At 70.3% G+C, this 24571-nt stretch carries 23 protein-coding genes; 6 read left to right on the forward strand and 17 right to left on the reverse strand.

Annotation, left to right across the window (positions count from 1 at the left end):
* Positions 1–5 precede the first annotated feature (5 nt).
* Both AC57B8_RS13795 and AC57B8_RS13800 read right to left on the reverse strand, forming a co-directional pair.
* On the reverse strand, positions 6–575 hold the full coding sequence (locus AC57B8_RS13795) for a GNAT family N-acetyltransferase (protein WP_496479900.1): 570 nt from the start codon (positions 573–575) through the stop codon (positions 6–8).
* 19 nt (positions 576–594) lie between these two features.
* Positions 595–1605 carry a zinc-binding alcohol dehydrogenase family protein gene (locus tag AC57B8_RS13800; protein ID WP_496479901.1) on the reverse strand — a complete coding sequence of 337 codons (1011 nt, stop codon included), beginning with the start codon at positions 1603–1605 and terminating at the stop codon, positions 595–597.
* An 89-nt stretch (positions 1606–1694) separates the two neighbouring features.
* On the opposite strand from AC57B8_RS13800, the gene AC57B8_RS13805 reads away from it, so the two are divergent.
* On the forward strand, positions 1695–2603 hold the full coding sequence (locus AC57B8_RS13805) for a LysR family transcriptional regulator (protein WP_070060281.1): 909 nt from the start codon (positions 1695–1697) through the stop codon (positions 2601–2603).
* A 306-nt stretch (positions 2604–2909) separates the two neighbouring features.
* Here the strand turns inward: AC57B8_RS13805 and AC57B8_RS13810 are convergent, their stop codons facing one another.
* The 5 genes from AC57B8_RS13810 to pgaA form a co-directional block, all read right to left on the reverse strand.
* Positions 2910–3707: an SDR family oxidoreductase gene (locus AC57B8_RS13810; protein ID WP_496479902.1), complete on the reverse strand. Its 798-nt coding sequence runs from the start codon at positions 3705–3707 to the stop codon at positions 2910–2912.
* Positions 3708–3827: 120 nt separating this feature from the next.
* Complete coding sequence (locus AC57B8_RS13815) at positions 3828–4394, reverse strand: PgaD family protein (protein ID WP_095743490.1); 567 nt, start codon at positions 4392–4394, stop codon at positions 3828–3830.
* A complete protein-coding gene (gene pgaC / locus AC57B8_RS13820) occupies positions 4384–5664 on the reverse strand; it encodes a poly-beta-1,6-N-acetyl-D-glucosamine synthase (RefSeq protein ID WP_496479903.1) in 1281 nt (426 codons plus the stop codon). The genes AC57B8_RS13815 and pgaC overlap by 11 nt, the downstream gene beginning before the upstream one ends.
* A complete protein-coding gene (pgaB, locus tag AC57B8_RS13825; protein ID WP_496479904.1) occupies positions 5661–7727 on the reverse strand; it encodes a poly-beta-1,6-N-acetyl-D-glucosamine N-deacetylase PgaB in 2067 nt (688 codons plus the stop codon). Before pgaB ends, pgaC begins: the two co-directional genes overlap by 4 nt.
* A gap of 8 nt (positions 7728–7735) precedes the next feature.
* The gene (pgaA, locus tag AC57B8_RS13830) at positions 7736–10270 is read right to left on the reverse strand and encodes a poly-beta-1,6 N-acetyl-D-glucosamine export porin PgaA (protein ID WP_496479905.1); all 2535 of its coding nucleotides are present in this window, start codon (positions 10268–10270) and stop codon (positions 7736–7738) included.
* A gap of 319 nt (positions 10271–10589) precedes the next feature.
* Here pgaA and AC57B8_RS13835 point away from each other — a divergent pair, with 319 nt between their 5' ends.
* On the forward strand, positions 10590–11417 hold the full coding sequence (locus tag AC57B8_RS13835) for a creatininase family protein (protein WP_496479906.1): 828 nt from the start codon (positions 10590–10592) through the stop codon (positions 11415–11417).
* Positions 11418–11424: 7 nt separating this feature from the next.
* Here AC57B8_RS13835 and AC57B8_RS13840 read toward each other — a convergent pair whose 3' ends face one another.
* Genes AC57B8_RS13840 through AC57B8_RS13885 form a run of 10 tightly spaced genes read right to left on the reverse strand, consistent with a single transcriptional unit; the run spans position 11425 to position 19196 of the window.
* Entirely contained in the window at positions 11425–12393 is a 969-nt protein-coding gene (locus tag AC57B8_RS13840) for a threonine dehydratase (RefSeq protein WP_496479907.1), read from the reverse strand.
* 18 nt (positions 12394–12411) lie between these two features.
* The gene (locus tag AC57B8_RS13845) at positions 12412–13044 is read right to left on the reverse strand and encodes a LysE family translocator (RefSeq protein ID WP_062480600.1); all 633 of its coding nucleotides are present in this window, start codon (positions 13042–13044) and stop codon (positions 12412–12414) included.
* Positions 13045–13049: 5 nt separating this feature from the next.
* A complete protein-coding gene (locus AC57B8_RS13850; RefSeq protein ID WP_496479908.1) occupies positions 13050–13745 on the reverse strand; it encodes a VOC family protein in 696 nt (231 codons plus the stop codon).
* Positions 13746–13758: 13 nt separating this feature from the next.
* Positions 13759–14682 (reverse strand): PhzF family phenazine biosynthesis protein, encoded by a 924-nt coding sequence (locus tag AC57B8_RS13855; RefSeq protein ID WP_172438398.1) that lies wholly within the window; start codon positions 14680–14682, stop codon positions 13759–13761.
* A gap of 5 nt (positions 14683–14687) precedes the next feature.
* On the reverse strand, positions 14688–15329 hold the full coding sequence (locus tag AC57B8_RS13860) for a glutathione S-transferase family protein (protein WP_496479909.1): 642 nt from the start codon (positions 15327–15329) through the stop codon (positions 14688–14690).
* Between the two features lie 5 nt (positions 15330–15334).
* Positions 15335–15982 carry a DJ-1/PfpI family protein gene (locus AC57B8_RS13865; RefSeq protein WP_496479910.1) on the reverse strand — a complete coding sequence of 216 codons (648 nt, stop codon included), beginning with the start codon at positions 15980–15982 and terminating at the stop codon, positions 15335–15337.
* Positions 15983–15996: 14 nt separating this feature from the next.
* Positions 15997–17184, reverse strand: a complete 1188-nt coding sequence (locus AC57B8_RS13870) for an aminotransferase-like domain-containing protein (RefSeq protein ID WP_062471189.1) — start codon at positions 17182–17184, stop codon at positions 15997–15999.
* Positions 17185–17233: 49 nt separating this feature from the next.
* Positions 17234–17641, reverse strand: coding sequence for a VOC family protein (locus tag AC57B8_RS13875; protein ID WP_307696664.1), 408 nt, complete (start codon positions 17639–17641; stop codon positions 17234–17236).
* An 11-nt stretch (positions 17642–17652) separates the two neighbouring features.
* Positions 17653–18600, reverse strand: a complete 948-nt coding sequence (locus AC57B8_RS13880; RefSeq protein ID WP_496479911.1) for a DMT family transporter — start codon at positions 18598–18600, stop codon at positions 17653–17655.
* A complete protein-coding gene (locus tag AC57B8_RS13885; protein ID WP_070060269.1) occupies positions 18597–19196 on the reverse strand; it encodes a LysE family translocator in 600 nt (199 codons plus the stop codon). Before AC57B8_RS13885 ends, AC57B8_RS13880 begins: the two co-directional genes overlap by 4 nt.
* Before the next feature lie 130 nt (positions 19197–19326).
* Here AC57B8_RS13885 and AC57B8_RS13890 point away from each other — a divergent pair, with 130 nt between their 5' ends.
* The 4 genes from AC57B8_RS13890 (at position 19327) to AC57B8_RS13905 (ending at position 24568) form a co-directional block, all read left to right on the forward strand.
* Complete coding sequence (locus AC57B8_RS13890) at positions 19327–20748, forward strand: aminotransferase-like domain-containing protein (protein ID WP_496479912.1); 1422 nt, start codon at positions 19327–19329, stop codon at positions 20746–20748.
* A gap of 64 nt (positions 20749–20812) precedes the next feature.
* Positions 20813–21604: a PhaM family polyhydroxyalkanoate granule multifunctional regulatory protein gene (locus AC57B8_RS13895; protein ID WP_139701496.1), complete on the forward strand. Its 792-nt coding sequence runs from the start codon at positions 20813–20815 to the stop codon at positions 21602–21604.
* Between the two features lie 49 nt (positions 21605–21653).
* The gene (locus AC57B8_RS13900) at positions 21654–22934 is read left to right on the forward strand and encodes an FIST signal transduction protein (RefSeq protein WP_070060267.1); all 1281 of its coding nucleotides are present in this window, start codon (positions 21654–21656) and stop codon (positions 22932–22934) included.
* Positions 22935–23152: 218 nt separating this feature from the next.
* Positions 23153–24568 (forward strand): RtcB family protein, encoded by a 1416-nt coding sequence (locus AC57B8_RS13905; RefSeq protein ID WP_496479913.1) that lies wholly within the window; start codon positions 23153–23155, stop codon positions 24566–24568.
* Positions 24569–24571: the final 3 nt, after the last annotated feature.

Consider the following 24571-nt stretch of genomic DNA (forward strand, 5'->3'; position numbering starts at 1 on the left):
TCGTTTCAGCGCCGCGGGTTGCCGATCCGGAACAGCCGGTGGCCGCGCAGCGCATCGCCTTCGGGCACCGCCGGATGCTCGAAGGCGCCGGCCACGTCCTCGTGCATGCCGATGCGTGCCATCACGGCGGCCGAGCGCAGGTTGCCGTTGGCGGTGAACGCCACGATCTCGTCGAGCCCGAGCCGTTCGAAACCGACCTGCAGCGCGCCGCGCGCCGCCTCGGTCGCGAAGCCCTGGCCCCAGCTGGCGCGCGACAGGCGCCAGCCGATCTCCACGCAGGGCGAGAAGGGCAGCGTGGCCATCGGCACGTTCAGGCCGGTGAAGCCGATGAACTCGCCTGTGTCCTTGCGCTCGACAGCCCAGAACCCCCAGCCGTTCTGCGCGATGAGCGCCCGGGCACGGTGGGCCGCTGCGTCGCTCTCGACGCGCGTGGGCAAGGGCAGCAGGAACTCCATCACCTGCGGGTCGCAGGCCAGCGCGAAAAATGGCGCGAGATCGCTCTCGCGCCATTGGCGCACCCGCAGGCGCGGGGTGTCGAATTCGATGAGGGGCGGGTGTGTGCTTTCTTCGGTCATGCGACCGATTGTGCGCAAATCAGAATCCGGCCAGCACCACCTTGCCCTGCGCCTTGCCGCTCTCGATGAGCGCATGCGCCTTGCGCAGGTTCGCGGCGTTGATGGTACCGAAGCTCGCATTCGCCGTGGTGCGGATGCGGCCCGCGTCGACCAGCGCGGCCACCTCGGCCAGCAGCTTGCCTTGCTCGGCGATGTCGGGCGTGGTGAAGCGCGAGCGCGTGAACATCATTTCCCAGTGCAGCGAGATGCACTTGGTCTTCAGCGGCATCGCGTCGAGCACCTTCATGTCGTCGATCACCGCGAGCTGGCCCTGGGGCTTGAGGCTTTCGATGAGCTGCGCGTAGTGCTGGTCGGTCTGCGTGAGGCTGGCGACCATGTCGACTTCATCGATGCCGGCGGCCTTCAGTTCGGCGGCGAGCGGCTTCGAATGGTCGATGACGACGTGCGCGCCCAGCGCCAGGCACCAGGCGCGCGTTTCGGCGCGCGAGGCGGTGGCGACCACGCGCAGCTTCGTGAGCTGGCGTGCGAGCTGGATGAGGATGGAGCCCACGCCGCCGGCACCGCCGGTGATCAGCAGCGTCTGGCCTTCGCCGCCGCCCTTGGGCACCTGGAGGCGGTCGAACAGCAGCTCGTAGGCGGTGATGGTGGTCAGCGGCAAGGCGGCGGCTTGCGCGTCGTCGAGGCTCTTCGGTGCGAGGGCGGCGATGCGCTCGTCGACCGCGTGCAACTCCGAATTGGCGCCGGGGCGAATGATGGAGCCGGCGTAGTAGACGCGGTCGCCGACCTTGAAGTTTTGCACGTCGCTGCCGATGGCTTCGACGGTGCCGACCGCGTCCCAGCCCAGCACCTTGGCCTGGCCGGCTTCGGGAGCGGCGTTCTTGCGGACCTTGGTGTCGACCGGGTTGACCGACACGGCCTTCACGCGCACCAGCAGGTCGCGCGCGCCGGGCACGGGGGCGGGGAGCTCGATGTCCTGCAGCGATTCGGGGTTGTCGATGGGGAGGGGCTGGTGGTAGCCGACGGCTTTCATGGGAAGAGACCTTCTTTCTGGAACGATGGCTGGACTGTAGGATGACAACGTCTGTTTGATAAGGTGGTATGAATCACCAACACTTTCAAATGAAGATTGAAAATATATCGGACCTGCAGGTGCTCGTGCAGACGGCGCGCGGCGGCACGTTGACGGCGGCGGGGCATGCGCTGGGGATCACGCCGGCGGCGGCCAGTGCGACGTTGAAGCGGCTGGAGGCGCAGTTGGGGGCGCGGCTGTTCGAGCGGTCGACGCGGGCGATGCGCCTGACGCCGCAGGGGCAGACGCTGCTCGACTATGCGGTGCGTGCCTTCGAGCTGCTGGACGAGGGGGAGTCGCTGGTCACTGCGGATCGGGGCGAACTTGTGGGCACCTTGCGGGTGGCCTCGCCGTCGGACCTCACGCGCAGCACCTTGCTGCCGTGGTTCGACGAGTTCCTGGCGTTGCATCCGGGGGTGCAGTTGTCGCTGTCTGTCGGGGACCGGCCGCTGGACGTGATGCGCGACGAAGTGGACGTGGCGCTGCGCTATGGGGCGCTGGCCGATTCGCGGCTGGTGGCGCGGGCGTTTGCGCTGACGAATCCGGTGCTGACGGCTTCACCGGACTATCTGCGTCGGCATCCCTTGCCTCGGGTTCCGCAGGATCTGCTGCAGCACAACTGCCTGACGTTCAACCGGAGTGGGCGACGGCACCGGGTGTGGCGGTTTGCGCAGTTGGGGCAGTGGACGGAGGTGCGGGTGAATGGGGATCGGAGTGTGGATGATGCTTCGCTGGCGCGGGAGTGGACTGTGGCGGGGTATGGGATCTCGCTGAAGTCCGCGTTGGATGTCCGTAATGACATTCGGGAAGGTCGTCTTGTGCGGCTGCTGCCTGACTGGGAGACGGAGCCTTATCCGTTGCATGCGCTGTTGCCTAGTGGGAGGTTTGTGCCGGCTCGGGTTCGTGGCTTTGTGGATTTCCTGGCTTTGAAGTTCGAGGGGTTGTTGGCTGTGGGGTGATTTCTTGAGGCTGCTGGCCGGGACTCGCCCCGGCGGGCGACTCACTTTCTTTGCTTCGCCAAAGAAAGTAAGCAAAGAAAGGCGACCCCACTGTCCGCGTCCCTCCGCTTCGCTGCGGGCAACCTGCGGTGCTCGCGTTTCGCGGGGTCTCGCCCAAACTCGCTTCGCTCAAACAAGGGCGAGCCCTGATCCGCGAAACGCTGCGCTCCTCGGCGCGGCCAGAGGGGAGGGGGAGCACTCGGGCCATCGCTTCGCTCGGCCTGGGGGATCGCATCACTGCGTTCGCTCCCCCCCTGCTGTCCCTTGTCAGATCATCGGGGTCACTGCGCCATCCATTGCCACGATCGCGCCGGTCACATAGCTTGCCTTCGGCGACGCCAGGAAAAGCACGGTGTTGGCGACTTCCTCGGGCGTCGCGATGCGGCCCAGCGGCAGGCGTGCAGTGGCGCGCTCCAGCGCCTCGTCGGTGTCGATGCCCTGCAGCTTTGCGTCGGCCTTCATGCCTTCCTGCAGCCGCGCGGTCAGCGTGAGGCCGGGGTTCACGGCGTTCACGCGCACGCCCTTCGCTGCGTAGGCGGCGGCCATGCCGGCGCTCACGAGCATGAGCGCGGCATTGGCGGCGCCTCCGGCCATGTGCACGGGGCTGGCGACCTTGCCGCCCTGGCCGATGACGTTGACGATCGCGCCGCGGCCGCGGGTGCCCATGCGCTTCACGACCGGGTCGATCATGTGGATGTAGGTGAAGTACTTGGCGTCCATCGCGTCGTGCCACGCAGCAGGCGTGAGCTCGTCGGGCGGGGTGCGGCGCGCGGCGCCTGCTGAATTGACGAGCACGTCGACGGGGCCGAAGGCCTGTTCTGCGGCGTCGAGAGCGGCCACGGCACTGGCGGGGTTCTTGAGGTCGGCGGCGTGCAGGCTGACGCGGCCTTCGGCTTGCGGGAGCGCGGCGAGCAGCGACTGCTGGCCCTGCTGCAGGTTCTGCAGGTCGCGCGAGACCAGGCTCACGCGCGCGCCTTCGCGCAGGAAACCCAGCGCGCAGGCCAGGCCGATGCCCTTGCTGCCGCCGGTGATGAGAACGTGCTGGTCCTGGAGCTGGAGGTCCATGTCGGGGGTCCTTGGAAGAAGGTGGGTCTGTCTGCGGCGCTGCCGCCGCGCGATTGAATCACCGCCCCGAAACCCCTGCAGCGACGCGGCCGAAAAGGCCGCGTCGGTTGCCTCTGCGCGTCAGGCCTTGCGGCGCTTCGCTGGTGCTTCTTCTTCGAGCGCGGCCGGCGCGGTGTCGGTGGCGTCGCGCAGCTGGCCGTGGTGGTCGTGGTGCGCCAGCAGCTGGCGCGTGCGTTGCCAGGTCGACAGGCGCGCGGGCGCGACTTCGATGTACGACGCCAGCGCGAACAGCGACGACTGCTCCTTCTCCGGCGGCGTCTCGCTGCGGTGCTGGCGGCGGCGCAGCGGGCCCATGATCAGCATCGAGGCGAGGATCACGCCGATGACGATGGCGTACAGGCCCAGTAGCTGAAGCACCTCGGGCTGGGAGCGCGCGCCCATCACGTAGGGCCAGGCGTACCAGATGGCGCAGAACCAGATCGCGACGGTGATCGCGGGACGCAACACGCGCAGCCACAGGTACATGGCCAGGGTGCGCGCCGGCGAACGGCCGTTGCCGAAGGCGTGCAATGGAATGCGCGCGGCGTCGATGATGGGTTCGTCCACCGCGGGTTGGCCCCACGAACGGGTGCGGGGCGGCGGGGCTTCGTGCAGCGCCGGCGAAGAGAGCGGGTTCTCAGGATGCATCGGAAGAAACTCCTCGGTCAGGGCTCGTCCACACCGCGCGCTTGCCGCGACGACGCATCAGAGCGTTGGGAAGGGCGACCACCGTGGTGGCCATCGTGATCGTCCAGAACGCGATCGGGTACCAGATCGTTCCGGCGAAATAGCGCATGAGGTCGCGGTCGTAGCGACGGTCGATCCACAGGCTCAGCAGCATCTGCAGGATGCAGGTCATGGCCAGCAGCGTGCCCTGCCAGTGCGGCAGCAGCGCCGAATGCAAGGCCGACTCGTGCGGCAGGAAGGGGCGGATGAAGCTGATCAGCAGCACCAGCGCCATCGCATAGGCCCACACCACGCTCACCATGTACTCGCTGTAGATGAGCCACAGGCGCCAACTGCGCAGGCGCAGGATGGACGGCGTGATGCGCAGCATGGTCTGGATGCCACCGACGGCCCAGCGCAGGCGCTGCTTCCACAGGCCGCGCAGGGTCTCGGGCATGAGGATCCAGCACAGCGCGCGCGGCTCGAAACGCAGGCGCCAGCCGGCGAGCTGGAGCTTCCAGCTCATGTCGATGTCCTCGGTGAGCACGTCGGGGCTCCAGAAGCCCACCTCGAGCACGGCGCGGCGGCGGAACATGGCCAGCACGCCCGACACCGTAAAGAGCGTGCCGATGAGCTGCTGCGAGCGCTTGATGAGGCCGATGATCGACGAGAACTCGCCCACCTGCATGCGCCCCAGCAGCGTGGTGCGCGTGCGGATGCGCGGGTTGCCGGTGACGGCGCCGATGCGATCCGAGGCCAGCATGCGCTTGAGCATCCACGCAATGGCGTTGGGGTCGACCAGCGCGTCGCCGTCGATGCCCAGGATGTACTCGCCGCGCGCCAGCTGGCAGGCGGTGTTCAGGCCCACGGCCTTGCCCTGGTTGCTGGCGTTGTGGATCACGCGCAGGCGGCTGAACTCTTGCGTCATCTCGTCGAGCAGCTCGCCGGTGCCGTCGGTGCTGCCGTCGTTGACGGCGATCACCTCGTAGTTCGGGTAGCGCGTGCGCATGAGCTGCTCGATCACTTCGCGCAGGTGCGGCGCCTCGTTGAAGCAGGGCACCACGACGGTCACGAGCGGCTGCGAGGGCAGCAGCGGCAGCGGGTCGATCTCGACGTCGCGCTTGCGCTCGAACGACCATGCGTGCGAGAGGCCGCCCGCGATCCACACCCACGCCATGAAGAACGGGTAGTAGAAGACGAAGCCGAAGAGCACCGGCGGAATCAGGTCCACCAGCATCTGGAGCGTGTTCATCGGGGCTTCCCTCCTTCAGGCGGCAGCGTGGCGGCGTCGTGGTTGCGCCGGGGGGCGCGCGACAGCAGCGAACGCACCGAGATCGCGCGGCGCACGGTCTCCAGCGAGGGCTGGTTGTTCAGGAAGTCGTCGGGGTAGTAGCCCAGGTGGCGCACGCCGGCGCGCTGCAGCAGGGTCCACTGGCGCGTGAGCTCGGCGTCGGCCACGGGTTTTCCGGTGCGCCAGTCGCGTGCCTGCAGCTCGAACACGGTGCGGTCCAGGCCGTGCGGCGTGGCGGCCGCGCGCTGCGCCAGGCGGCCCAGCCAGGCGTCGCTGTCGGCCGGGGTGCGGGCCTCCTGCTCCATGCGCGGCATGGCCATCAGGCCGATGTAGTCGTAGGCGGCCAGCGAGGCTTCGTAGTTCTGCGCGAACCACTGCTCGGCCTGCGGCTCCAGCACCGGCCGCGCGTAGAGGTTGCGCGCCGTTTCCAGCGCGGGGCGCCAGGTGCCCACGCGTGCCGCGAGTTCGTGCGTGAAGTCGATCAGGTAGCGGGTCTTGGCGGCGGTCCAGCGGGCCATGAGCGCGGGGTCGGCGCGCAGCGCGGCCACGTCGGCCGGCAGGCCCCAGCGGCGGTAGGTGTCGAGCGCGGCGGGGCTGGCGTCCTCGTCGTCCGAGAGCATGGCGTCGTCGTGGAACAGCAGGCCTTCGAAGAAGGTGTGGCGGCCCAGGTCTTCGTACAGGTCGCCGACCAGCGTGCGCACGGCCGGGTCGAAGGGCGAGAGCCGGTGGTAGCGGTCGACCGGCGCGTCGCCCTTGAGCGTGCGCACCGTGTGCGTGGCCAGCGGGTTCGACGCCGGCAGCCGGTAGGCGGTGACGGGCATCCACGCGTAGACCTTCACGCCGGTGCGGCTGCGCAGCTGCCAGGCGGCGCGGGCGAACAGGTCGGCGCGCATCGGCAGGTGGCGGTTGGGAAAGTACAGCGCGTCGGCCACGCCGTCGCCGTCGGGGTCGGCATAGGCTTGCAGGAACACCGAGCGCGGGCGCACGGCGGCCACGCGCTCGATCAGTGCCGAGAGGTTGCGCTCCTGCTGGGCCGGGTCGGCGTCGTACACGTAGTCCAGGTCGACGTGCATCACGCGGTTGATCGGGCGCACCTCGCCGCCCACCGGGCTGCGCAGCATCTGCACGTAGTCGGGCGCCTCGTTGTCGTAGGCGGCCAGCGCGCGACGGATGCGGTTGAGCGGAATCTCCTTGGTGTTCGCGCCGTCGTCGAGCGTGAAGGTGATCGGCATGCCCACGCGCGCCGAGGCTTCCAGCGCGGGCGTGTTGTAGGCGCCGTAGGGCCACACGGTGGCGCGCACCTTGGCGCCGGTGCGCTTTTCGATCAGCTCGCGGCTGCGGCGCAGGTCGGTCTCGATGCGGCGCAGGTAGGCGGCGTCGTCCTCGTAGCGGCCGGTCGTCGGGTCGTAGCGGTGCGTGGCCGCGGCGGGCAGCATGTTGCCCTGCGGGTTGGCCTGGATGCCGGTGTGCATCGCGTCGGTGTGGCTGGCGAACTCGACCAGCGGCGAGCGCGCCATCTCGGCGGCTTCGCGCCACAGCAGGAAGTTTTCGCGCGGCGCGGGCTTGTCGCCCCAGTGCACGGGCTGGCCTTCGGGCACCTCGAGCCAGCTCGTCACGAGCGCGAACAGCGCCGGGTAGTTGAAGCGCTGGAGCAGCGGGAACACGTGCGTGTAGGCACTGCGGTAGCCGTCGTCGAAGGTCAGCAGCACGGGCTGCGAGGGCAGCGGCTTGCCGCCGCTGCGCGCATCGATGATCTGCTGCAGGCTGACCGGGTGGTAGCCGCTGTGGCGCAGCCAGGCGAACACTTCGGCCAGCGTGCGCTCGTCGATGGCGGTTTCGTCGGGCGAGGTCTCGAAGCTGGCGCGCACGTTGGGGCGCACGTCGTGGAACGAGATCACGCGGAAGTCGACGCCGTTGTCGGGATCGGCGGGCAGCACCGGCGCCGCCAGTGCAGGCAACGACGCCGCCAGCAGCAGCCCGAGCAGGGCCGCGCGCAGCCGGAGGAAGAAGGTGGGGGCTTGCATCACGGACATCACTGCAGGGGCATCGAAAGGTTCAGGAACACGCCGCGCTGTTTTTCGCGCACGCCGTCGTAGGGGTGGCTGCCGAAGCTCAGTCCGTAGCGCAGCGTGAGCTTCTGGCCCAGGGCCCAGCGGTGCTCGTAGCGCACGTTCCACAGCGGGCCGCTGCCGAAGCCGGCCTGCTGGTAGCTGCCGCCGCCGAGTTCCAGCACCTGGAAGAACTGGCGGTCGTCGCTTTTCCAGGTGAGCCACTGGCCGCGCACCGACAGCTGCGCGCTGGCATCGCGCGAGGGGCTGAAGTAGCGCACGTCCTGCAGGCGGCTGCGGCTGGCATCGACGCCCAGCCGCGTCTCGATCTGGAAGCGCGGCGTGCTGACCCAGCGCTCGCGCCAGCCGAAGTCGAGGCCGTCGCGCAGGTTGCCGTCGCTGAAGTCGAGCCGGCGCCATTGCAGGTCGAAGCGGCGCGACTCGTTGACGACGTAGGCCGCGCTGGCGCCGAACTCGCGCGCGCCGATGGCCTGCGCGCCGAAGGGCACGGCGCGGGCTTTCCAGGGCAGCTCCTTGCTGTCGCCGTCGTAGGTGGCCGACAGGCGCCAGGCATCGCTGGCGCGGTAGTCGACGCGGCCGGCCACGCTGTTGCGGTAGCGCCCGCTGTTCGCATGCTGCAGCACGCCTTCGGCCAGCCAGCGGCCTTGTTGCCAGCTCGCGCCGAGGCCGCCGCGCGCCCACTGGGCGGTGCCTTCGGAGGTGTAGCCGCGGCCCAGCGTCTGCGCGTAGAACACGCGCCATGCATCGCCGATGAGGCCGGAGCTGAGCCGGCTGTCGACGCGCCATTCGCGGCTGGCCAGCGTGCCGCCGCCGCGCGAACCTTCGGCATCGACCTCGAGTTGCGGGCCGACCAGCGAGCGGCGCTTGCGCGCCATCTCGCGCACTTCGGCGGCGTCGGGCGCATCGGCCTCGAGCGACTCGGCACGGATGCGGGCCGCGCGGAATTCGTCGGCGTCGAGCAGCGCCTCGACATGGCCGGTGCGCACGCTCAGGTCGTCGGGGTGGTCGGCGCTCAGCGCCTCGAAGCGCGCCACGGCCGCCTCGGGGTGCTCGCGCAGCCGTTCGGTGAGCGCGGCGCCGTAGGCGTAGCCCGCATTGAGCGGGGCTTCCTGCGTGAGCGTGTTGAAGCGCGGCTGCGCGATCTTCGGGCGGTCGCCGTAGAGCTGCAGCAATGCGCCCAGGCCGCTCACTTCGGAGAACTGGTCGTTGGGACGGCCGGCTTCCGGCGCCAGCCGCATCAGCACGGGCGTGGCGCTTTCGATGCGCTGAAGCAGCGCCTCGGCCTCGTCGAAGCGGCCGGTGTCCAGGTAGGCGTAGACCAGGCCGAAGTGCAGGCTGTCGGGCATCGGCAGGTCGACGACCGCTTTCTCGAACAGCGGCACGGCATCGGCCGAGCGGCGCTCCTGCGCCAGCGCGCGGGCGGCGGTGCCCAGCGCGTAGGGCGGCAACGCGGTGCCGTCGGCACGCAGGCTGTCGTACAGCGCGATGGTGTCGGTGGGACGGCCGCGCTCCAGCAGCGCCATCATGCGGTCGGACTGCAGCCGCGTGCGCAGCGTGCGCCAGGTGTCGGCGTCCGGCGGGGCGGGCTGCGCGAGCGCGGCGTCGACGCGGGCCAGCGCGGCACTCTGGGCGGCCAGCACCTTGTCGAGGTCGGTGACGCGCGCCGCGCCCAGGCGCTGGTCGCGCGCCTTCACGGCCCAGCGCAGCTGCTGCGCCAGCGCCTGCTGTTCGAGCAGCGCGAGCGTCAGCGGCGCGAGGCTGCCGGGCTGCTTGCGTTCGGCCGCCTGCGCGTCCTCGAACGCGGCGGTGGCGCCGCCGTACTCGGCCAGCAGGAAGTCGGCGTCGCGCTGCGCATCGCGGCGCGCGGGCTGCAGCGCGGTGATCTCGCCGTAGGCCGTAAGCGCCTGGAAGGGCTGGCCCTGGGCACGCGCCAGCGCGGCGCGCAGGTCGAGCAGCGCGACGCGGTCGGCGACCTCGGTGGGTGCGGGCTGTGCGAGTGCGCGGTAGAGGGTTTGCGCGCCGGCCGTGTCGCCGCTGGCCAGCCGCCAGAAGGCTTCATGGATGCGCGGTTCGCGGGCCGCCGGCTGGCGCGCGCGCCAGACCTTGACGGTGTCGCCTTGCAGGGCGATGTCGCCCGTGCGCCGCGCGGCGCCGGCCAGCGGGCCGAGCGCGTAATCGCCCAGCTCGCCGGGCGGCACCTGGCGGCCCACGGCCACCGCGTCGGCGAACTGGCCGTCGGCCACCGCGATCGCGATGGCGTCGGACGCTACGCGGCGGCGCTGCTCATCGGCCAGGGGCGCCGCCAGCCATTGACGCAGCTGCTGCAGGGCTTGGGCCGGCGTGATGCGACCGGCACGGCGCGCGACGATGAGGGCGTCGTGCTGCGAGGCGTCATACGCCAGCGCGCTGCCCAGGGGGGCGGCCGGCGAGGGCGCGACAGTGGATTCCGCGTACGCGGTGCTGCTTCCGAAGACCAGCACGCACACGATCGGCGGCAAACCCCGCACGGCTCGTGCGAGATGGTGAGGCAATGCCTTGAAGGGCGCGACTTTGCGCCCGGCAACGACGGTGCCTCCATTTTTTTGTGGATGGATGGACACGCTACTCCCTTTTGCGTGAACTCTCCTGGGCCGTGACAAGCCGTGGCGGAAAGTTCGTGAAAAGTGACTCTAGGTCAATTTGTAAACAATAGGACCGAACATCGGGAAAGATGAGAACTAATCGTGAACAGATTCGCGATCAATTCATCCGATGTTGGCAAGTTGTATGCAAGTGTTGCCCCATGCGTCGCCCATGGCCCCGTCCTAAGATCGCGGCATGAACGCACTTCCGGCTCCTCTACCCCGTTTCTGGTCCCAATTGACGACGCGCGACTTCGCCGCGCTCGACGCGGCGACCACGGTGGCGGTGCTGCCGCTGGGCGCGACCGAGCAGCACGGCCCGCACCTGCCGCTGGGCGTGGACACCGTGCTGGCCGACGGCATCGTGGCCGCCGCGCTGCCGCTGTTGCCGCCGGAATTGCCGGCGCTGTTCCTGCCGACCCAGCAGATCGGCCTGAGCCCCGAGCACGCGCGCTTCGCGGGCACGCTCACCTTCTCGGCCGAGACGCTGATCCGCATGTGGAACGAGATCGGCGCGGGCGTGGCGCGCGCCGGCGTGAAGAAGCTGGTGCTGTTCAACGCCCACGGCGGCCATGTGGGCGCGATGGACATCGTGGCGCGCGAACTGCGCGCCGCGCACGGGCTGATCGTCTACAGCGTGAGCTGGTTCAACCTGCCGCTGGGCGATGCGAACGCGCAGTTCAGCGCCCGCGAGCATCGCTTCGGCGTGCACGCGGGCGAGATCGAGACCTCGATGATGCTGGCGCTGACGCCCGCACTGGTGCGCATGGACGAGGCGAAGGATTTCAGCTCCACCTCGGAGCAGCGCGCGGCCGACTGCGCGATCCTCGGCAACGGCAAGAGCGCCAAGCTCGGCTGGGCCATGGAGGACTACAACGCGCAGGGGGCGGCGGGCAATGCCGCAGCGGCCACGGCAGCGAAGGGGCAGGCGGTGATCGATGCGGCCGCGCAGCAGTTGGCCTTGCTGCTGGCCGAGGTGTCCCAGCTGCCGCTGAGCACGGCGAACACAGGGCCGCTGCCCTGAGACCGGATCAGGCGCTGCGCCCCAGCACCTCGGCGAACATGTCCGCGTCGACATTGCCGCCGCTCAGCGCAACGCCCACCGTCTGCCCGCGCCAGCGCTCCTTCTGCTGAAGCGCCCCCGCCAACGCGGCCGCACCCGCACCTTCCGCCACGTTGTGCGTGTCGCTGAAGAGCACGCGCATGGCTTCGGCCACCTCGTCGTCGGTCACGGTGATCACGTCGTCGGCCTCGCGCAGGATCACCTCCAGCGATTCAGGCACCGGTGTGCGGCAGGCCATGCCGTCGGCCAGCCGCGTGGTGGCGGGCGATTCGACCGCTCGGCGCGCGCGGAAGGAATCGCGGTAGGCCGTGGCATGCGCTGACACCACGCCGATGAGCTTCGTCGACACGCCGCAATGCGCGCGCGCCGCCGCCGCGCCGGCAAAGCCGGAGCCCAGGCCGATGGGCACGAACAGCACGTCGGGCGGTGAGTCTTTCAGTGCGCTGAAGAACTCGACATACGCGGTCGACACGCCGCGCACCAGCTCGCGATGGAACGAGGGCACGCGGTGCAGCGCATCGCGTTCGGCCAGCACCGCGGCGTGTTCGGCGGCCGCTTGAAAGTCATCGCCATGCTCGACCAGCGTCACGCCGAGCGCGCGCATCGCCGCGTTCTTCTCGCGCGAATTGCCGTGCGGCACCACGATGGTCGCGGCCAGACCGTGGCGCTGCGAGGCGAAGCCGACCGACTGGCCGTGGTTGCCGCGCGTGGCGCTGATCACGTGGCGCACGGCGGGCTGCTCGCGCGCGAGGGTCTCGAAGTAGGTCAGGCCGCCGCGGATCTTGAAGGCGCCGACCGGCGTGTGGTTCTCGTGCTTGGCCCAGACCGTGGCGCCCAGGCGCTGCGACAGCTGCGGCCAGGTGTACTGGGGCGTGGGCGGCATGGCCGCATGCACGGTGCGCTGCGCGGCTTCGATCTCTTCGCGGGTGAATCGCATCGACGTCCTTCGGGTTGCTTACTTGCGTTCGGTGAGTGCCACGCGCACTGCCAGCGCGGCCAGCACGCTGCCCATGATGTATCGCTGCGCGCGCAGCCAGCCCGCGCTTTGCGACAGCACGGCCGTGATGCTCGCGGCGCCGACGATCATCACGGTGTTGACCAGCGCGCTGCTCGCCATCTGCGCCATGCCCAGCTGCAGGCTCTGCAGCAGCACCGAGCCGCGCTCGGGATGGATGAACTGCGGAAAGAACGACAGGTAGAACATCGCCACCTTCGGGTTCAGCAGGTTCGTGAGAAAGCCCATGCGGAACAGCTTGGCCGGCGGGTCGGCCGGCAGCGCGCGGGCCTCGAAGGGCGCGTTGCCGCCGGGCTTGACCGCCTGCCACGCGAGCCACATCAGGTAGGCCGCGCCGGCGAAACGGATCGCGTCGAACGCGACCGGCACCGCCAGCAGCAGCGCCGTGAGGCCCAGCGCCGCGGCGAACAGGTGCACCAGGAACGCCATCAGCACGCCGCCCAGCGAGATGAGCCCCGCGCGGCGGCCCTGGATCAGCGTACGCGACACGCAATAGATCATGTTCGGCCCCGGCGTGAGCGCCAGCAGCAGCGAGGCGAGGGCGAACCAGGCGATTTCGGTCAGGGTGAGCATGAGAGTCAGAGTCCTTGCGATTCGAGGGTGACGGGGCCGCGCGGCGTGTCGAGCACGGCGACGAGGTTGGGCGGCCCGGCATCGACCGGCAGGTCGCCCATGCCGATGGCCGTGAGTGCGGCCGACAGCGCCGGCGCGCGCGGATGCGCCACGCGCAGCGAACGCAGCGCCAGGCCCGAGGCGGGCATGGCGTCGGTGGGGTGCACGGCGCCCCACTGGATCAGCGTGGGCAGCGCGCCGTAGAACAGGCGCTGGCCGTCGTCGCGCACCGTGATCTGCCATTCGAGCCGGCCGGCCGGCGTGTCGCGCGAGGCTTCGAGCAGGTGGCCGCGGTCGATGTGCGCATGCTCCTCGCGTGCGAGTGCCTGCGTGGCGGCGTGTGCGTCGGGCACGCGCGCCACGAAGTGGATGAGGCGCGGGCCGCGCTGCGCGAGCGCGGCCTGCAGCGCGGCGTCGTCCAGGTCGAACCAGCGGTGCGTCTTCGGCCGCGACGGCGCCTTGCCGGGCTCGATGGCGATGATCTCGGCATAGGCGCGCGGGAACGCGTCGCTCGCGATGTTCAGCAGCCGGTTGTGCGTGCCCATCAGCGGGTGCACGCCGCCCGGCGCGGGCGTGACGCCGAGCGTGGCCTCGCACCACGCCACGCCCTCGGCCAGCGAGGCGGCGGCAATCACCAGGTGGTCGATTTCGGCGGGGGCCATGGCGTGCCTTCGTTCAGAGGGTGACGTGGCCGTCGACGCAGGTCACGGCATCGCCGCCGACCCAGATCGTGCCGTCGCTGTCGCGCTCGATGTGCACGCGGCCCGCGCGGCCCAGGCATTGGCCCTGCGCGGCCAGGTAGCGCTCGGGCATGTGGCCGTCGGCGATCAGCCATTCGGCCAAGCTGGCGTTGAGGCTGCCGGTGACCGGGTCTTCCTGCACGCCGATGGGCTCGGCGAAGGCGCGCACCTCGAGGTCGATCTTGGCGCCGTCGTCGTTCGGCGTGGCGGGGCGGTTGCCGAAGGCGCGCGCCTCGCGGTTCGAACGGCCGATGAGCAGCGAGGTGTCGTGCGCCGAGGGCACGCCGGCCACGCCGGCCTTCACGCCCAGTTCCTTCAGCGCGCGGTGGTCGGGCTGCAGCGCCAGCACGGCGTCGGCGTCGTTCAGCAACAGGCCGAACCAGACCGGGCCGTTGTCGAGCACCTGCGCCGCGATGACCTGCTGCGCCTTCAGGCCCAGCGCGCCGGCCACCTTGGCCAGCAGCGCGGGGCTCGGGGCGCTGCGCTTGAGCGGCGGCGCGGCAAAGGCCAGGCGCTCGCCGTCGCGACGCAGCGGCACCAGGCCCGCGCCACACTGCTGTACCACGCGGCCCGCCACCTTGGGTTTGCCGCCGGCCTGCAGCCAGGCATGGCAGCTGCCGATGGTCGGGTGGCCGGCAAAGGGCAGCTCGCCGCCGGGCGTGAAGATGCGCACGCGGTAGTCGGCGCCCGGGTCGGTCGGCGGCAGCAGGAAAGTGGTCTCCGACAGGTTGGTCCACTGCGCGAAGCGCTGCATGGCGGCGTCGTCCAGGTCCTGGCCGTCGATCACCACCGCGAGCGGGTTGCCGTAGTAGGCGGTGGCGGTGAAGACGTCGACTTGCTTGAAGGGGCGGGATTTCATCAGGGTCATTCGAGGGAAAGGTCGAGCACGCCGCGCGTGCCCGGGCGGGACAGCAGTTCCGAATACCAGCGTTCGACGTTGGGCCAGACGGGCCGTCGGTACTCGGCGCCGGGCAGGCCGAACCAGCGGTGCGCCTCGCAGCCGATCGGGATGTCGGCCATGGTGAAGCGCTCGCCGGCCATGTAGGGGCGCTGCGCGAGGTGCGCGTCGAGCATGGCGAACAGCGCCTCGCTCTCGCGCACCGACGCGGCGATCAGCGCGGGCTGGCGCTCCGAGGGCGGCGTGCGCACCCATTGCACGAAGGCGTCGCGGCTGGCGCGGTTGAGCGTGGTCTGCTGCCAGTCCATCCAGCGCTCGGCGTCGAAGCGCGCGGGCAGCTCGCTCGGGTAGAGCGTGCCGTGCGAGTAGCGGGCGCACAGGTAGCGCACGATGACGTTCGACTCCCACAGCGTGACGCGCTCGGCGCCTTCGCCGTCGTCGATGGTGGGCACCATGGCGTTCGGGTTGAGCGCACGGTATTCGGGCGTCTGCACCACGCCGAACTTGCCGCCGGCCTCGGTGCGCTGGAAGTCGAGCCCGAGCTCCTGCGCGCACCACACGACCTTGCGCACGTTGATCGAACTGATGCGGCCCCAGATGTTGAGCATGGTGTTCAGTGTCCTTGTGCGCAGAGGGCGTCGGCCGTGGCCGATGGCTGCGTCTGCAGGTACGGTTCGATGTTGCGCAGCGCGCGCGCCACGTAGTCTTCTTTCTCGCCGACCGGCGCGACGTAGTGCAGCGCGCTCTTCGCGGCCTCCAGGCCTTCGGTGCGCGCGATGAGCCAGGCCGCGAGGTAGGGCGCCGAGAAGCAGCCGCCCGCGGTGGCCACGTTGCCCTGCGCGAAGAAAGGCTGGTTGAGCACCTCGACGCCGGCTTCCTGCACCCAGGGCTTGGTCGTGAGGTCGGTGCAGGCGGGCACCGTGCCCAGCAGGCCGAGCTTGGCCAGCAGCAGCGTGCCCGAGCATTGCGCGCCGATGAGCTGGCGCGACGGGTCGAGCCCGCGCAGCACGCCCATCAGGCCCGCGTCGGCGGCGATCTCGCGCGTGCGGATGCCGCTGCCGACGATCACCGCGCCCGCCTCGCAGGCCGCTTCGAGCGTCGCGGTGGCATGCACCGTGACACCGTTCATCGAGGTCACGGTGGCGCTGGGCGAGGCCAGCGTCACGCGCCAGCCGGGCTTCTTCACGCGGTTGAGCACGCCGAGCGCGACCAGCGAGTCGAGCTCGTTGAAGCCGTCGAAGGTGAGGATCGCGATGTGCATCGTCGTCGGCCTTGTCAGGCGTGGGCGGGGGCCAGCAACGCCAGTTCTTCGCGCAGCGTGACGGCAAGCGCGGCGATGGCGGTGTCGATCTCTTCGACGCTGGCGGTCACGAACGACAGGCGCAGCGTGCGCGGATCGCCTTCGCCCGCGTAGAACGGCGCGCCGGGCACGAAGGCCACGTTGCGCTCCACGGCCTTGGGCAGCAGGGTCACGGTGTCGATGCCCTCGGGCAGGCGCGCCCACAGGAACATGCCGCCCTTGGGTGCGTTGAACTTCACGTCGAGGCCGGCCATCTCGCGGTGCAGCGCGGCGATCATCGCGTCGCGCTGGCGCTTGTACAGCGCGCGGATGGTGGGCACGTGGCGGTCCAGGAAGCCGTCCTTCATCACGGCCGAGACCATGCGCTGCGTGAAGATCGGCGTGTGCAGGTCGACCGCCTGCTTGGCCTGCAGCAGCTTGGGGAAGATGGCCTTCGGCGCCACTAGGAAGCCCAGGCGCAGGCCCGGGGCCAGCACCTTGGAGAACGAGCCCAGGTAGATCACGCCCTCGGGGTTGCGCGCGGCCAGCGGCAGCGGCGGGGCTTCGTCGAACCAGAGCTCGCCGTAGGGGTTGTCCTCGACGATCGGCAGGTTCGCGGCGGCTGCGGCCGCGGAGACGGCGGCGCGGCGCGCCTCGGTCATGGTGCGGCCGGTGGGGTTCTGGAAGTTGGGCAGCAGGTAGACGAAGCGCGCGTCGGCCGCCTTGCTCACGAGGTCGTCGACGATCACGCCCTCGTCGTCGCTGGCCACGCCCACGGGGTGCGGCTCCATCGGGCCGAAGGCCTGCAGCGCGCCCAGGTAGGTGGGCGTTTCGACGAGCACCTTGCTGCCCGGATCGATCAGCACCTTGGCCACGAGATCGAGGCCCTGCTGCGAGCCGGTGGTGATGAGCACCTGCGAGGCGTCGACGTCCCAGGGCAGCATGTCGGCCACGGCCTGGCGCAGCGGCGCATAGCCTTCGCTGGCGGCGTACTGCAGCGCGGCCTGGCCGTCGTTGTGCAGCACTTCGGCGCAGGCGTCGGCGAATTCCTGGATCGGGAAGGTCTTGGGCGAGGGCAGGCCGCCGGCCAGGCTGATGATGCCGGGGCGCTCGGTGACCTTGAGGATTTCACGCAGCACCGAAGGATTCATCTTGGCGGCGCGGGCGGCGAGTTTCCAGTTCATGGGAGGCTTTCTTCTTTCTGGCGAATGAGAGGTGAGTCTGAGTGTGTCGTCAGGATGGCGGGATGTCGCCACGGTGCACGACATGGATTTTGTTGCCGTCCGGGTCGCGCAGGTAGGCGCCGTAATAGCCCTGCCCGTAACGGGGGCGGGGCCCGGGCGCGCCTTCGTCGCGGCCACCGTGGCGCAGGGCCGCCTCGTGGGCGGCATGAACGGCCTGCGGCGAGGGCGCGCAGAACGCGACCATGCTGCCGTTGCCGGCGCTGGCGGGTTCGCCGTCCAGCGGGATGTACACGTAAAAGCGCGGCAGCGTCTGGCCCGGCGCGATCCAGCAGGCGGCGTCGGGGCCGCCGTCGGGCGTCACGGGGCGGCGGATGAGGCCGAGCGGGGTCAGCACCGCGTCGTAGAAGGCGGCGGCGCGCGGCAGGTCGGTGCAGCCGACGGTGACATGGCTGAACAGCGTCATGGTCGTCAGCTCCTGGCTTGCGGCTCGGCGCCGCGTGGAACGGCAGGCGCCGCCGGTTGCGACAGCCGCTTGCCCGCGACCACCGTGGCGACCACGGCGGCGGCGAAGCCCAGCGTCACCAGGTCGAGCGGTTCGCCCAGCAGCGGGATCGACGCGAGGATCGACAAAAAGGGCTGCAGCAGCTGCGTCTGGCTCACGCGCAGCGCGCCGCCCAGGGCCAGGCCGCGGTACCACGCGAAGAAGCCGATCCACATCGAGAACATGCCCACGTAGGTGAAGCCGACCCAGGCCGAGGCGGCCACGGGCTGCTGCGGCCACAGGGCGATGGTGGCGGGCAGCGTCACGGGCAGCGCCATCACGCAGACCCAGCAGATCACGCGCTCGGCGCCCAGCGACGGCGTGACCTGCGCGCCGTAGATGTAGCCGACCGAGGCCGCGACGACCGCGCCGACCAGCAGCAGGTCGGCCCATTCGAAACCGAAGCCGTGGCCGCTCTGCTGCGCGCGCAGCACCGAGAACACCACCACCAGCAGGCTGCCCGCGACGGCGCAGAGCCAGAAGCCCAGCCGCGCGCGCTGGTGCAGCACCCAGGCCGCGACCGCGGCCGTGACCAGTGGCAGCAGCGCCGTCACCACCGCCGCATGGCTGGCCGTGACCACGCGCAGCGCAAAGGCCAGCAAGAGCGGAAAGCCGATGCAGTTGCCCAGCACCGCCATGCCCAGCGGCTTCCACTGGTGCGCCGCCGGGCGCGGCGAGCGCGTGACCAGCAGGAAGATGGCCGACAGCACGCCCGCCAGCGCCGCGCGCCCGAGCGTGACGAACCACGGCGACAGCTGCGGCGCCTCTTGCGTGCCTGTGGCCAGCCGCGTCATCGGCAGCGTGATGGCGAACAGCGCCACGCCGACCACCCCGAGCCACATGCCCAGCGTTTCGTCCTTGATGGCGAGCTTCATACGCCCACCATCCACCAGGCCGTGAGCACGAGGATCAGGCCCATCGCGCGGTTGAACCACAGCAGGCGCCGGCCCTTGGCCAGCCACTCGCGCAGCAGCGCGCCGACCAGCGCATAGGCGAAGTTGCTGGTGAAGGCGTAGGTCAGCATCACGGGCGCGACGATGGCGAAGCGCGCGAGCGCGTCGGGCTGGCCGGCGATCCAGCCCGCCACCAGCGTGAGCGCCAGCAGCCAGGCCTTGATGTTCACGAACTGCAGCATCACGCCCTGCCCGAAGCCGACCGAAAGGCGGGCGCTGTCGGCCTTTCCGAGCTGGGCGCTGCCGCTGAGCTTGTAGGCCAGCCACAGCAGGTAGGCGATGCCCAGGCCCTTGATCGCCAGGCGCAGCGGCGGCATGGCCACCACCAGCGCGCCGAGGCCGGCCGCGCAGATGGCGAGCAGCAAGGTCCAGCCCACCGGCACCGCGACCACGAAGCGCATGGCACGCGGCAGGCCGCCGTTGGCCGCCAGGGCGGTGGAGAGCGTGGTGTTGGGTCCGGGCGAGAAGCTCATCGCCGTGGCCAGCACCAGCAGCGCGGTGAATTCTTGCCAGTTCATGTCACAGACTCTAAACTTTGGACCATTACAGTTCCAGTACAGATGATCGAACAAATCTGAAATCTGTATTGGTCATTCCTTCGACACACGCCGCCCTTTTCTTGCTCTCTGTGCGATGCAGCCCGATCCGATGCTGACCCGAACCTCCACCCAGTCCCTGACCGGGCAGCTGGCCGACCGCCTCGCCGAGCGCATCCGCAACCGGCTGCTGGCCCCCGGCGCGCGCCTGCCCTCGGTGCGCGAGTGCGCGCGCCAGCAAGGCGTGAGCCCGTACACCGTGGTCGCCGCGTACGACCAGCTGCTCGCACAGGGCCTGGTCGAGGCGCGCCGCCAGCGCGGCTTCTACGTGCGCGACGCGGCGCCGGCGCCCGAGAGTTCGCGCAACCCGGCGCATGCCGTGCCCGTGGTGCCGCCGATGATGGCCTCGCGCGTGCCGGCCGACGCCAGCTCGCTGATCCGCAGCATGTTCCACCGCCCGAGCGACAAGCCGCAGCCGGGCATGGGCGTGTTCCCGCCCGATTGGATGGCCTCGACCTTCCTGGCGACCGCGGTGCGCCGCGTGACGACCACCTCGGCGTTGCAGGAGCTGTCGCTTCAATATGGCGAGCCTTCGGGCGACCTCGCGCTGCGCCGCAGCTTGTCGCAGAAGCTGGTGCGCATCAACGTGCCGGCCGGGCCCGACCAGATCGTGACCACCATCGGCGCCACGCACGCGCTGGACATCGTGAGCCGCACGCTGCTGCGCGCGGGCGATCCGGTGATGGTCGAGGAACCCGGCTGGGCGCTGGAGTTCGCGCGGCTCGAAGCGCTGGGCATGCGCATCCTGCCCGTGCCACGCCGCGCCGACGGGCCCGACCTCGACGTGATGGCGCAGTACTGCAAGCTGCACAGCCCCAAGCTCTTCGTCAGCGTGAGCGTGCTGCACAACCCGACCGGCTACAGCCTCACGCCGGGCAGCGCGCACCGCGTGCTCAAGCTGGCCAACGAACACGACTTCTACATCGTCGAGGACGACACCTACAGCCACCTCGCGCCCGAGCACGCCACGCGCCTGAGCGCGCTCGACGGGCTGCAGCGCACCATCTACGTCAGCGGCTTCGCGAAGATCCTGGCGCCCAACTGGCGCATCGGCTTCCTGGCCGCCTCGCCCGCGCTCAAAGAGCGGCTGCTCGAGACCAAGCTGCTGGCCACGCTGACCTCGCCCACGCTGTTCGAGCGGGCGCTGTCGTGGTGCATCGACCAGGGCCAGCTGCGCCGCCATTCGGAGCGCGTGCGCATCCGCCTGGACGGCGCGCGCGGCCGCGCGGTGAAGCTCGCCATGTCGCACGGCTGCACCTTCGCCTCGGAGCCGGCGGGGCTGTTCGGCTGGGTCGACACGGGCGTGGACACCGACGCGCTCACGCAACGCATGCTCGACCAGGGCTACCTGCTGGCGCCGGGCTCGCTGTTCCATGCGCGCCGCCCGCCGAGCACGATGATGCGGATCAACTTCGCGACCTCGCAGGACGCGAATTTCTGGAAGGTTTTCAGCCGGGTCAGGGACGAGCTCTGATTCGCTTGCAAAGGGCTTGGAGTAAGCTGGCAGCACAAGAAAACCCAGCCAGGAGACCTCCCGCATGAGCAACGCCAGCAAACCCTTCGACTTCAGCCAGTTCGTCCCCGGATTCGACTTCCTGAAGAACCTCGCCGGCGGTGCCGCCGCGGGCTCCGGGTCGGTGCCCGGCATCCCCAGCCTCGCGAGTTGGGTCGCGCCCACCATGAGCGTCGAAGAGGTCGACAAGCGCATCCAGGAACTCAAGACCGTCCAGTACTGGCTCGAACAGAACGGCCACGCGCTCAAGGCGACCATCCAGGCGCTCGAGGTGCAGAAGATGACGCTGTCGACCCTGCGCGGCATGAACGTGCGGATGGAAGACATCGCCAGCGCGTTCACCAAGCAGGCCGCGGCGATGGCGCCGGCGCCTGCACCGGCTCCCGCACCGGCCCCCGCACCCCGGCCCGAACCGGAGCCCGTCGAGGAAGAGGAAGAAGAGTTCGACGAGGCCGAGGAGGAAGCGGAAGAAGAGGAAACCCCGGCGCCGAAGAAGACCTCGCGCGCCAAGCCCGCCTCGTCCAACGGCGCCGCCGGCGTGGTCGACCCGATGCAATGGTGGGGCTCACTCACCGAGCAGTTCCAGCAGATCGCGAGCACGGCGCTGCAGGACGCGGCGCAGCTCAAGGTGCCGGCCATGGCACAGCCGCTGGCCGACGCCGTGGGGCAGGTCATCGGCAAGGCAACGGCGGCGCGCAAGCCGGCCGCCAAGACTGCCGCGAAGAAGGCCGCAGCGAAAAAAGCCGCGCCGGCACCCGCCGCGCGCAAGAAAACCACGTCCACCGCCGCGCGCAAGCGAACCTCCGGCCGGCGCTGACGTCTTACAGACACCTTTCCAGACGACGACGCACGGGTCGGTACGCACCATGAAACTGTTTCCCACCGGCCATGCCACCCACCCGCAATGGCGCATGGCCGCCGGCCTCGTGCTGGCCCAGTTGCGCGCGCAGATGGCGCTGCCCGACTACGCGTCGAACCCGACGCTCGGGCTGCTCTACATCACCGACCACTATGCGGCCGAGGCGCAGGAGATCCTCGATCACCTGAGCGCCGAACTGCCCGAGGTCACCGACTGGTCGGGCACGGTCGGTATCGGCGTGTCGGCCAACAACGCCGAGTACTTCGACGAGCCCGGCCTGAGCCTGATGCTGTGCGCGCTGCCCAGCGACCAGTACCGCGTGTTCTCGGGCGTGGCGCCGCTGGGCAGTTCCGAAATGAGCGGCTTCGAGGCGCACACCGCGCTCGTGCACGCCGACCCGGCCACGCCCGACCTGGGCGAGCTCATCGGCGAGATGGCGGGCCGCACCGACACCGGCTACCTGTTCGGCGGGCTCTCGTCCGGCCGCGGCGGGGCGCTGCAGTTCGCGGTCGGCGGCAACGGCAACATCCGCGGCCACGGGGCGGCGGGCGGCGTGTTCTCGGGCGGCTTGTCGGGCGTGGTGTTCGGCGAGGGCGTGCGGCTGGTGTCGCGCGTCACGCAGGGCTGCCAGCCGCTGCGCACCGGCGGTGCGCGCGAGCGCGAGATCACCGAGGCCGACGGCAACCTGCTGCTCTCGCTCGACGGCGAGCCGGCGCTCGACGTGCTGCTGGCCGACCTGCAGGTGTCGCTCGACCGGCCGCAGGAAGCCATCGACGCGGTGCGCAACACGCTGGTCGGCTTGGCCGACGCGGGCAGCGACGGCATCCGCCGCACCGGCGACCTGGGTGCCGACGTGCTGGTGCGCCACATCATCGGCCTCGACCCGACGCGGCGCGGCATCGCCATTGCCGACAACGCCGAGGCCGGCATGCGGCTGAGCTTCTGCCGCCGCAATGCGCAGGCGGCGCGCGCCGACCTGATGCGCATCTGCGCCGAGATCCGCGAAGAGCTCGAGCCCGAAGAACAGACGCTGGCCACCGCGCGCGCCGTGGCGGCGGGCGAGGCCGAGGCCGCGCCGCATCCCGCGCGGCGCATCGCGGGCGCGGTGTACGTGAGCTGCTCGGGACGCGGCGGCCCGCACTTCGGTGCGCCGGGCGCCGAATTGCAGATCGTGCGGCATGCGCTGGGCGACGTGCCGCTGGTCGGCTTCTTCGCCGCCGGCGAGATCGCGCGCCATCACCTGTACGGCTACACCGGCGTGCTGACGGTGTTCACTGCGCCGGACTGACTGACTGGCTGACTGACGGGAAAAAACGACGCGCGCGCCTGCGCGTTGTTTTCGCAAGCGCTTCGCGTCGCTAGAATCCGCCCGCTTTCTTGAATCTCTGCTGCTGCAAGAAAGAGTGATCCGCGCGCCCCGAGGCACGCGGTCGATCTCTTTCGCCCCGCCACGCGATGTGACGGGGCCCGGAAACCGACACGGTTTCCCCGAATGGAATTGCAGCCATGGGCAGCCCTACCAATAGTCATTTTTCGAGACTCCAGCGCGCCTTTTCTCGCGCGAACATCGCCGTCGACTACCGCGACGGCATTTATCACCTGCGCAACGAAGCCGCGCAGGCGACCGTGCTTCTGCCGCAGAGCCTGCCGCTGGAAGAAAAAGCCGTGAACCAGCTGCTGGCCTTCGCCAGCGTGCGCTCGCCCGACGGCGCGCACGGCGTGTGCAAGGCTTGCGCGACGCCGGACTTTCATCCGGGCTCGGTCGCGCCGGTGGGCAGCGTCGTCGCCACCGATGGCGACTTCGTGATTCCCGCCGCGGTCGGCACCGACATCAACTGCGGCATGCGCCTGCTGACCACCGGCCTCACGCTGGACCAGGTGGCGCCGCACAAGACGCAGCTGCTCGCGCGGCTCACGCGCAGCCTGCTCGACAACGGGCGCGACGTGCCGGTGCACACGGCGGCGTTTCGCGCGCTGTTCGACGACGGGCCGGCCGCATTCCTGGACGCCGTGCGCAATGACGGGCTCTGGGCCGCGTGCGACCGCGACCGGCTGCAGGCCGAGATCGGCGCGTGCATCGGCCTGGCGAGCTTCGGCGGGCAGTCGCGGCACGCACCGCCGGCCTACACCGGCGCGCGCCACGAGGTGTTCCGCGACCCGTGCCTCGGCACGCCGGGCAGCGGCAACCACTTCGTCGAGCTGCAGGTGGTCGACCAGGTGATGGACCGGCACGCGGCCTACCGCGCGGGGCTCAAGGCGGGCGAGGTCGTGGTGATGATCCACAGCGGCTCGCGCGACATCGGGTTCCATGTCGGCGGCCGCTGGATGGACCGCGCGCGGGCCGAGTGGCCGCAGGGCCTGCGTCATCCGAAGAGCGGGCTGTACGGGCTGGCCGGGCCGCTGGCGCAGGAGTACCTGGAAGCCATGGGCGTGGCCGCGCGCTATGCGTGGGCCAATCGCGTCGTGCTGGCCGAGCTGGTGCGCAAGGACTTCGCCGAGCTGCTGGGTGCCACGGCGTCGACGCTCGTGGTCGACGTGCCGCACAACGTGGTGCTGCGCGAGCACGGCATGAACATCCATCGCAAGGGCGCGACGCCGGCGCACGCGGGCGACCTGGCGCTGATTCCCGGGTCGATGGGCGATCACTCGTACCTCGCGACCGGGCTGGGGCATGAAGACTGGCTGTGGTCGTGCAGCCATGGTGCCGGCCGGCGCATGCGTCGGCAGGAGGTGCGCGCGATGCGGCCCGCGCCCGGCGACGCCGATGCCAGCTGGCAGTGCGTGACCTTGCGCGAGGAGCGCCGCATCGAAGAAGCGCCGCAGGCCTACAAGCCGATCGGCGCGGTGATCGAGGCGCAGGAAAGCGCGGGGCTCATCCGCTGCGCCGTGCGGCTCAAGCCCTGGGTCACGTTCAAGGCGTGACCA

This window comes from Variovorax sp. BGA-UO-ETr-C22, assembly GCF_059567965.1.

Excerpts from the sequence above, each read along its gene's own strand:
- AC57B8_RS13795 (WP_496479900.1), bottom strand. The coding sequence starts at position 575 with ATGACCGAAGAAAGCACACACCCGCCCCTCATCGAATTCGACACCCCG.
- AC57B8_RS13800 (WP_496479901.1), bottom strand. The coding sequence starts at position 1,605 with ATGAAAGCCGTCGGCTACCACCAGCCCCTCCCCATCGACAACCCCGAA.
- AC57B8_RS13805 (WP_070060281.1), top strand. The coding sequence starts at position 1,695 with ATGAAGATTGAAAATATATCGGACCTGCAGGTGCTCGTGCAGACGGCG.
- AC57B8_RS13810 (WP_496479902.1), bottom strand. The coding sequence starts at position 3,707 with ATGGACCTCCAGCTCCAGGACCAGCACGTTCTCATCACCGGCGGCAGC.
- AC57B8_RS13815 (WP_095743490.1), bottom strand. The coding sequence starts at position 4,394 with ATGCATCCTGAGAACCCGCTCTCTTCGCCGGCGCTGCACGAAGCCCCG.
- pgaC (WP_496479903.1), bottom strand. The coding sequence starts at position 5,664 with ATGAACACGCTCCAGATGCTGGTGGACCTGATTCCGCCGGTGCTCTTC.
- pgaB (WP_496479904.1), bottom strand. The coding sequence starts at position 7,727 with ATGCAAGCCCCCACCTTCTTCCTCCGGCTGCGCGCGGCCCTGCTCGGG.
- AC57B8_RS13835 (WP_496479906.1), top strand. The coding sequence starts at position 10,590 with ATGAACGCACTTCCGGCTCCTCTACCCCGTTTCTGGTCCCAATTGACG.
- AC57B8_RS13840 (WP_496479907.1), bottom strand. The coding sequence starts at position 12,393 with ATGCGATTCACCCGCGAAGAGATCGAAGCCGCGCAGCGCACCGTGCAT.
- AC57B8_RS13845 (WP_062480600.1), bottom strand. The coding sequence starts at position 13,044 with ATGCTCACCCTGACCGAAATCGCCTGGTTCGCCCTCGCCTCGCTGCTG.
- AC57B8_RS13850 (WP_496479908.1), bottom strand. The coding sequence starts at position 13,745 with ATGGCCCCCGCCGAAATCGACCACCTGGTGATTGCCGCCGCCTCGCTG.
- AC57B8_RS13855 (WP_172438398.1), bottom strand. The coding sequence starts at position 14,682 with ATGAAATCCCGCCCCTTCAAGCAAGTCGACGTCTTCACCGCCACCGCC.
- AC57B8_RS13860 (WP_496479909.1), bottom strand. The coding sequence starts at position 15,329 with ATGCTCAACATCTGGGGCCGCATCAGTTCGATCAACGTGCGCAAGGTC.
- AC57B8_RS13865 (WP_496479910.1), bottom strand. The coding sequence starts at position 15,982 with ATGCACATCGCGATCCTCACCTTCGACGGCTTCAACGAGCTCGACTCG.
- AC57B8_RS13870 (WP_062471189.1), bottom strand. The coding sequence starts at position 17,184 with ATGAACTGGAAACTCGCCGCCCGCGCCGCCAAGATGAATCCTTCGGTG.
- AC57B8_RS13880 (WP_496479911.1), bottom strand. The coding sequence starts at position 18,600 with ATGAAGCTCGCCATCAAGGACGAAACGCTGGGCATGTGGCTCGGGGTG.
- AC57B8_RS13885 (WP_070060269.1), bottom strand. The coding sequence starts at position 19,196 with ATGAACTGGCAAGAATTCACCGCGCTGCTGGTGCTGGCCACGGCGATG.
- AC57B8_RS13890 (WP_496479912.1), top strand. The coding sequence starts at position 19,327 with ATGCTGACCCGAACCTCCACCCAGTCCCTGACCGGGCAGCTGGCCGAC.
- AC57B8_RS13895 (WP_139701496.1), top strand. The coding sequence starts at position 20,813 with ATGAGCAACGCCAGCAAACCCTTCGACTTCAGCCAGTTCGTCCCCGGA.
- AC57B8_RS13900 (WP_070060267.1), top strand. The coding sequence starts at position 21,654 with ATGAAACTGTTTCCCACCGGCCATGCCACCCACCCGCAATGGCGCATG.
- AC57B8_RS13905 (WP_496479913.1), top strand. The coding sequence starts at position 23,153 with ATGGGCAGCCCTACCAATAGTCATTTTTCGAGACTCCAGCGCGCCTTT.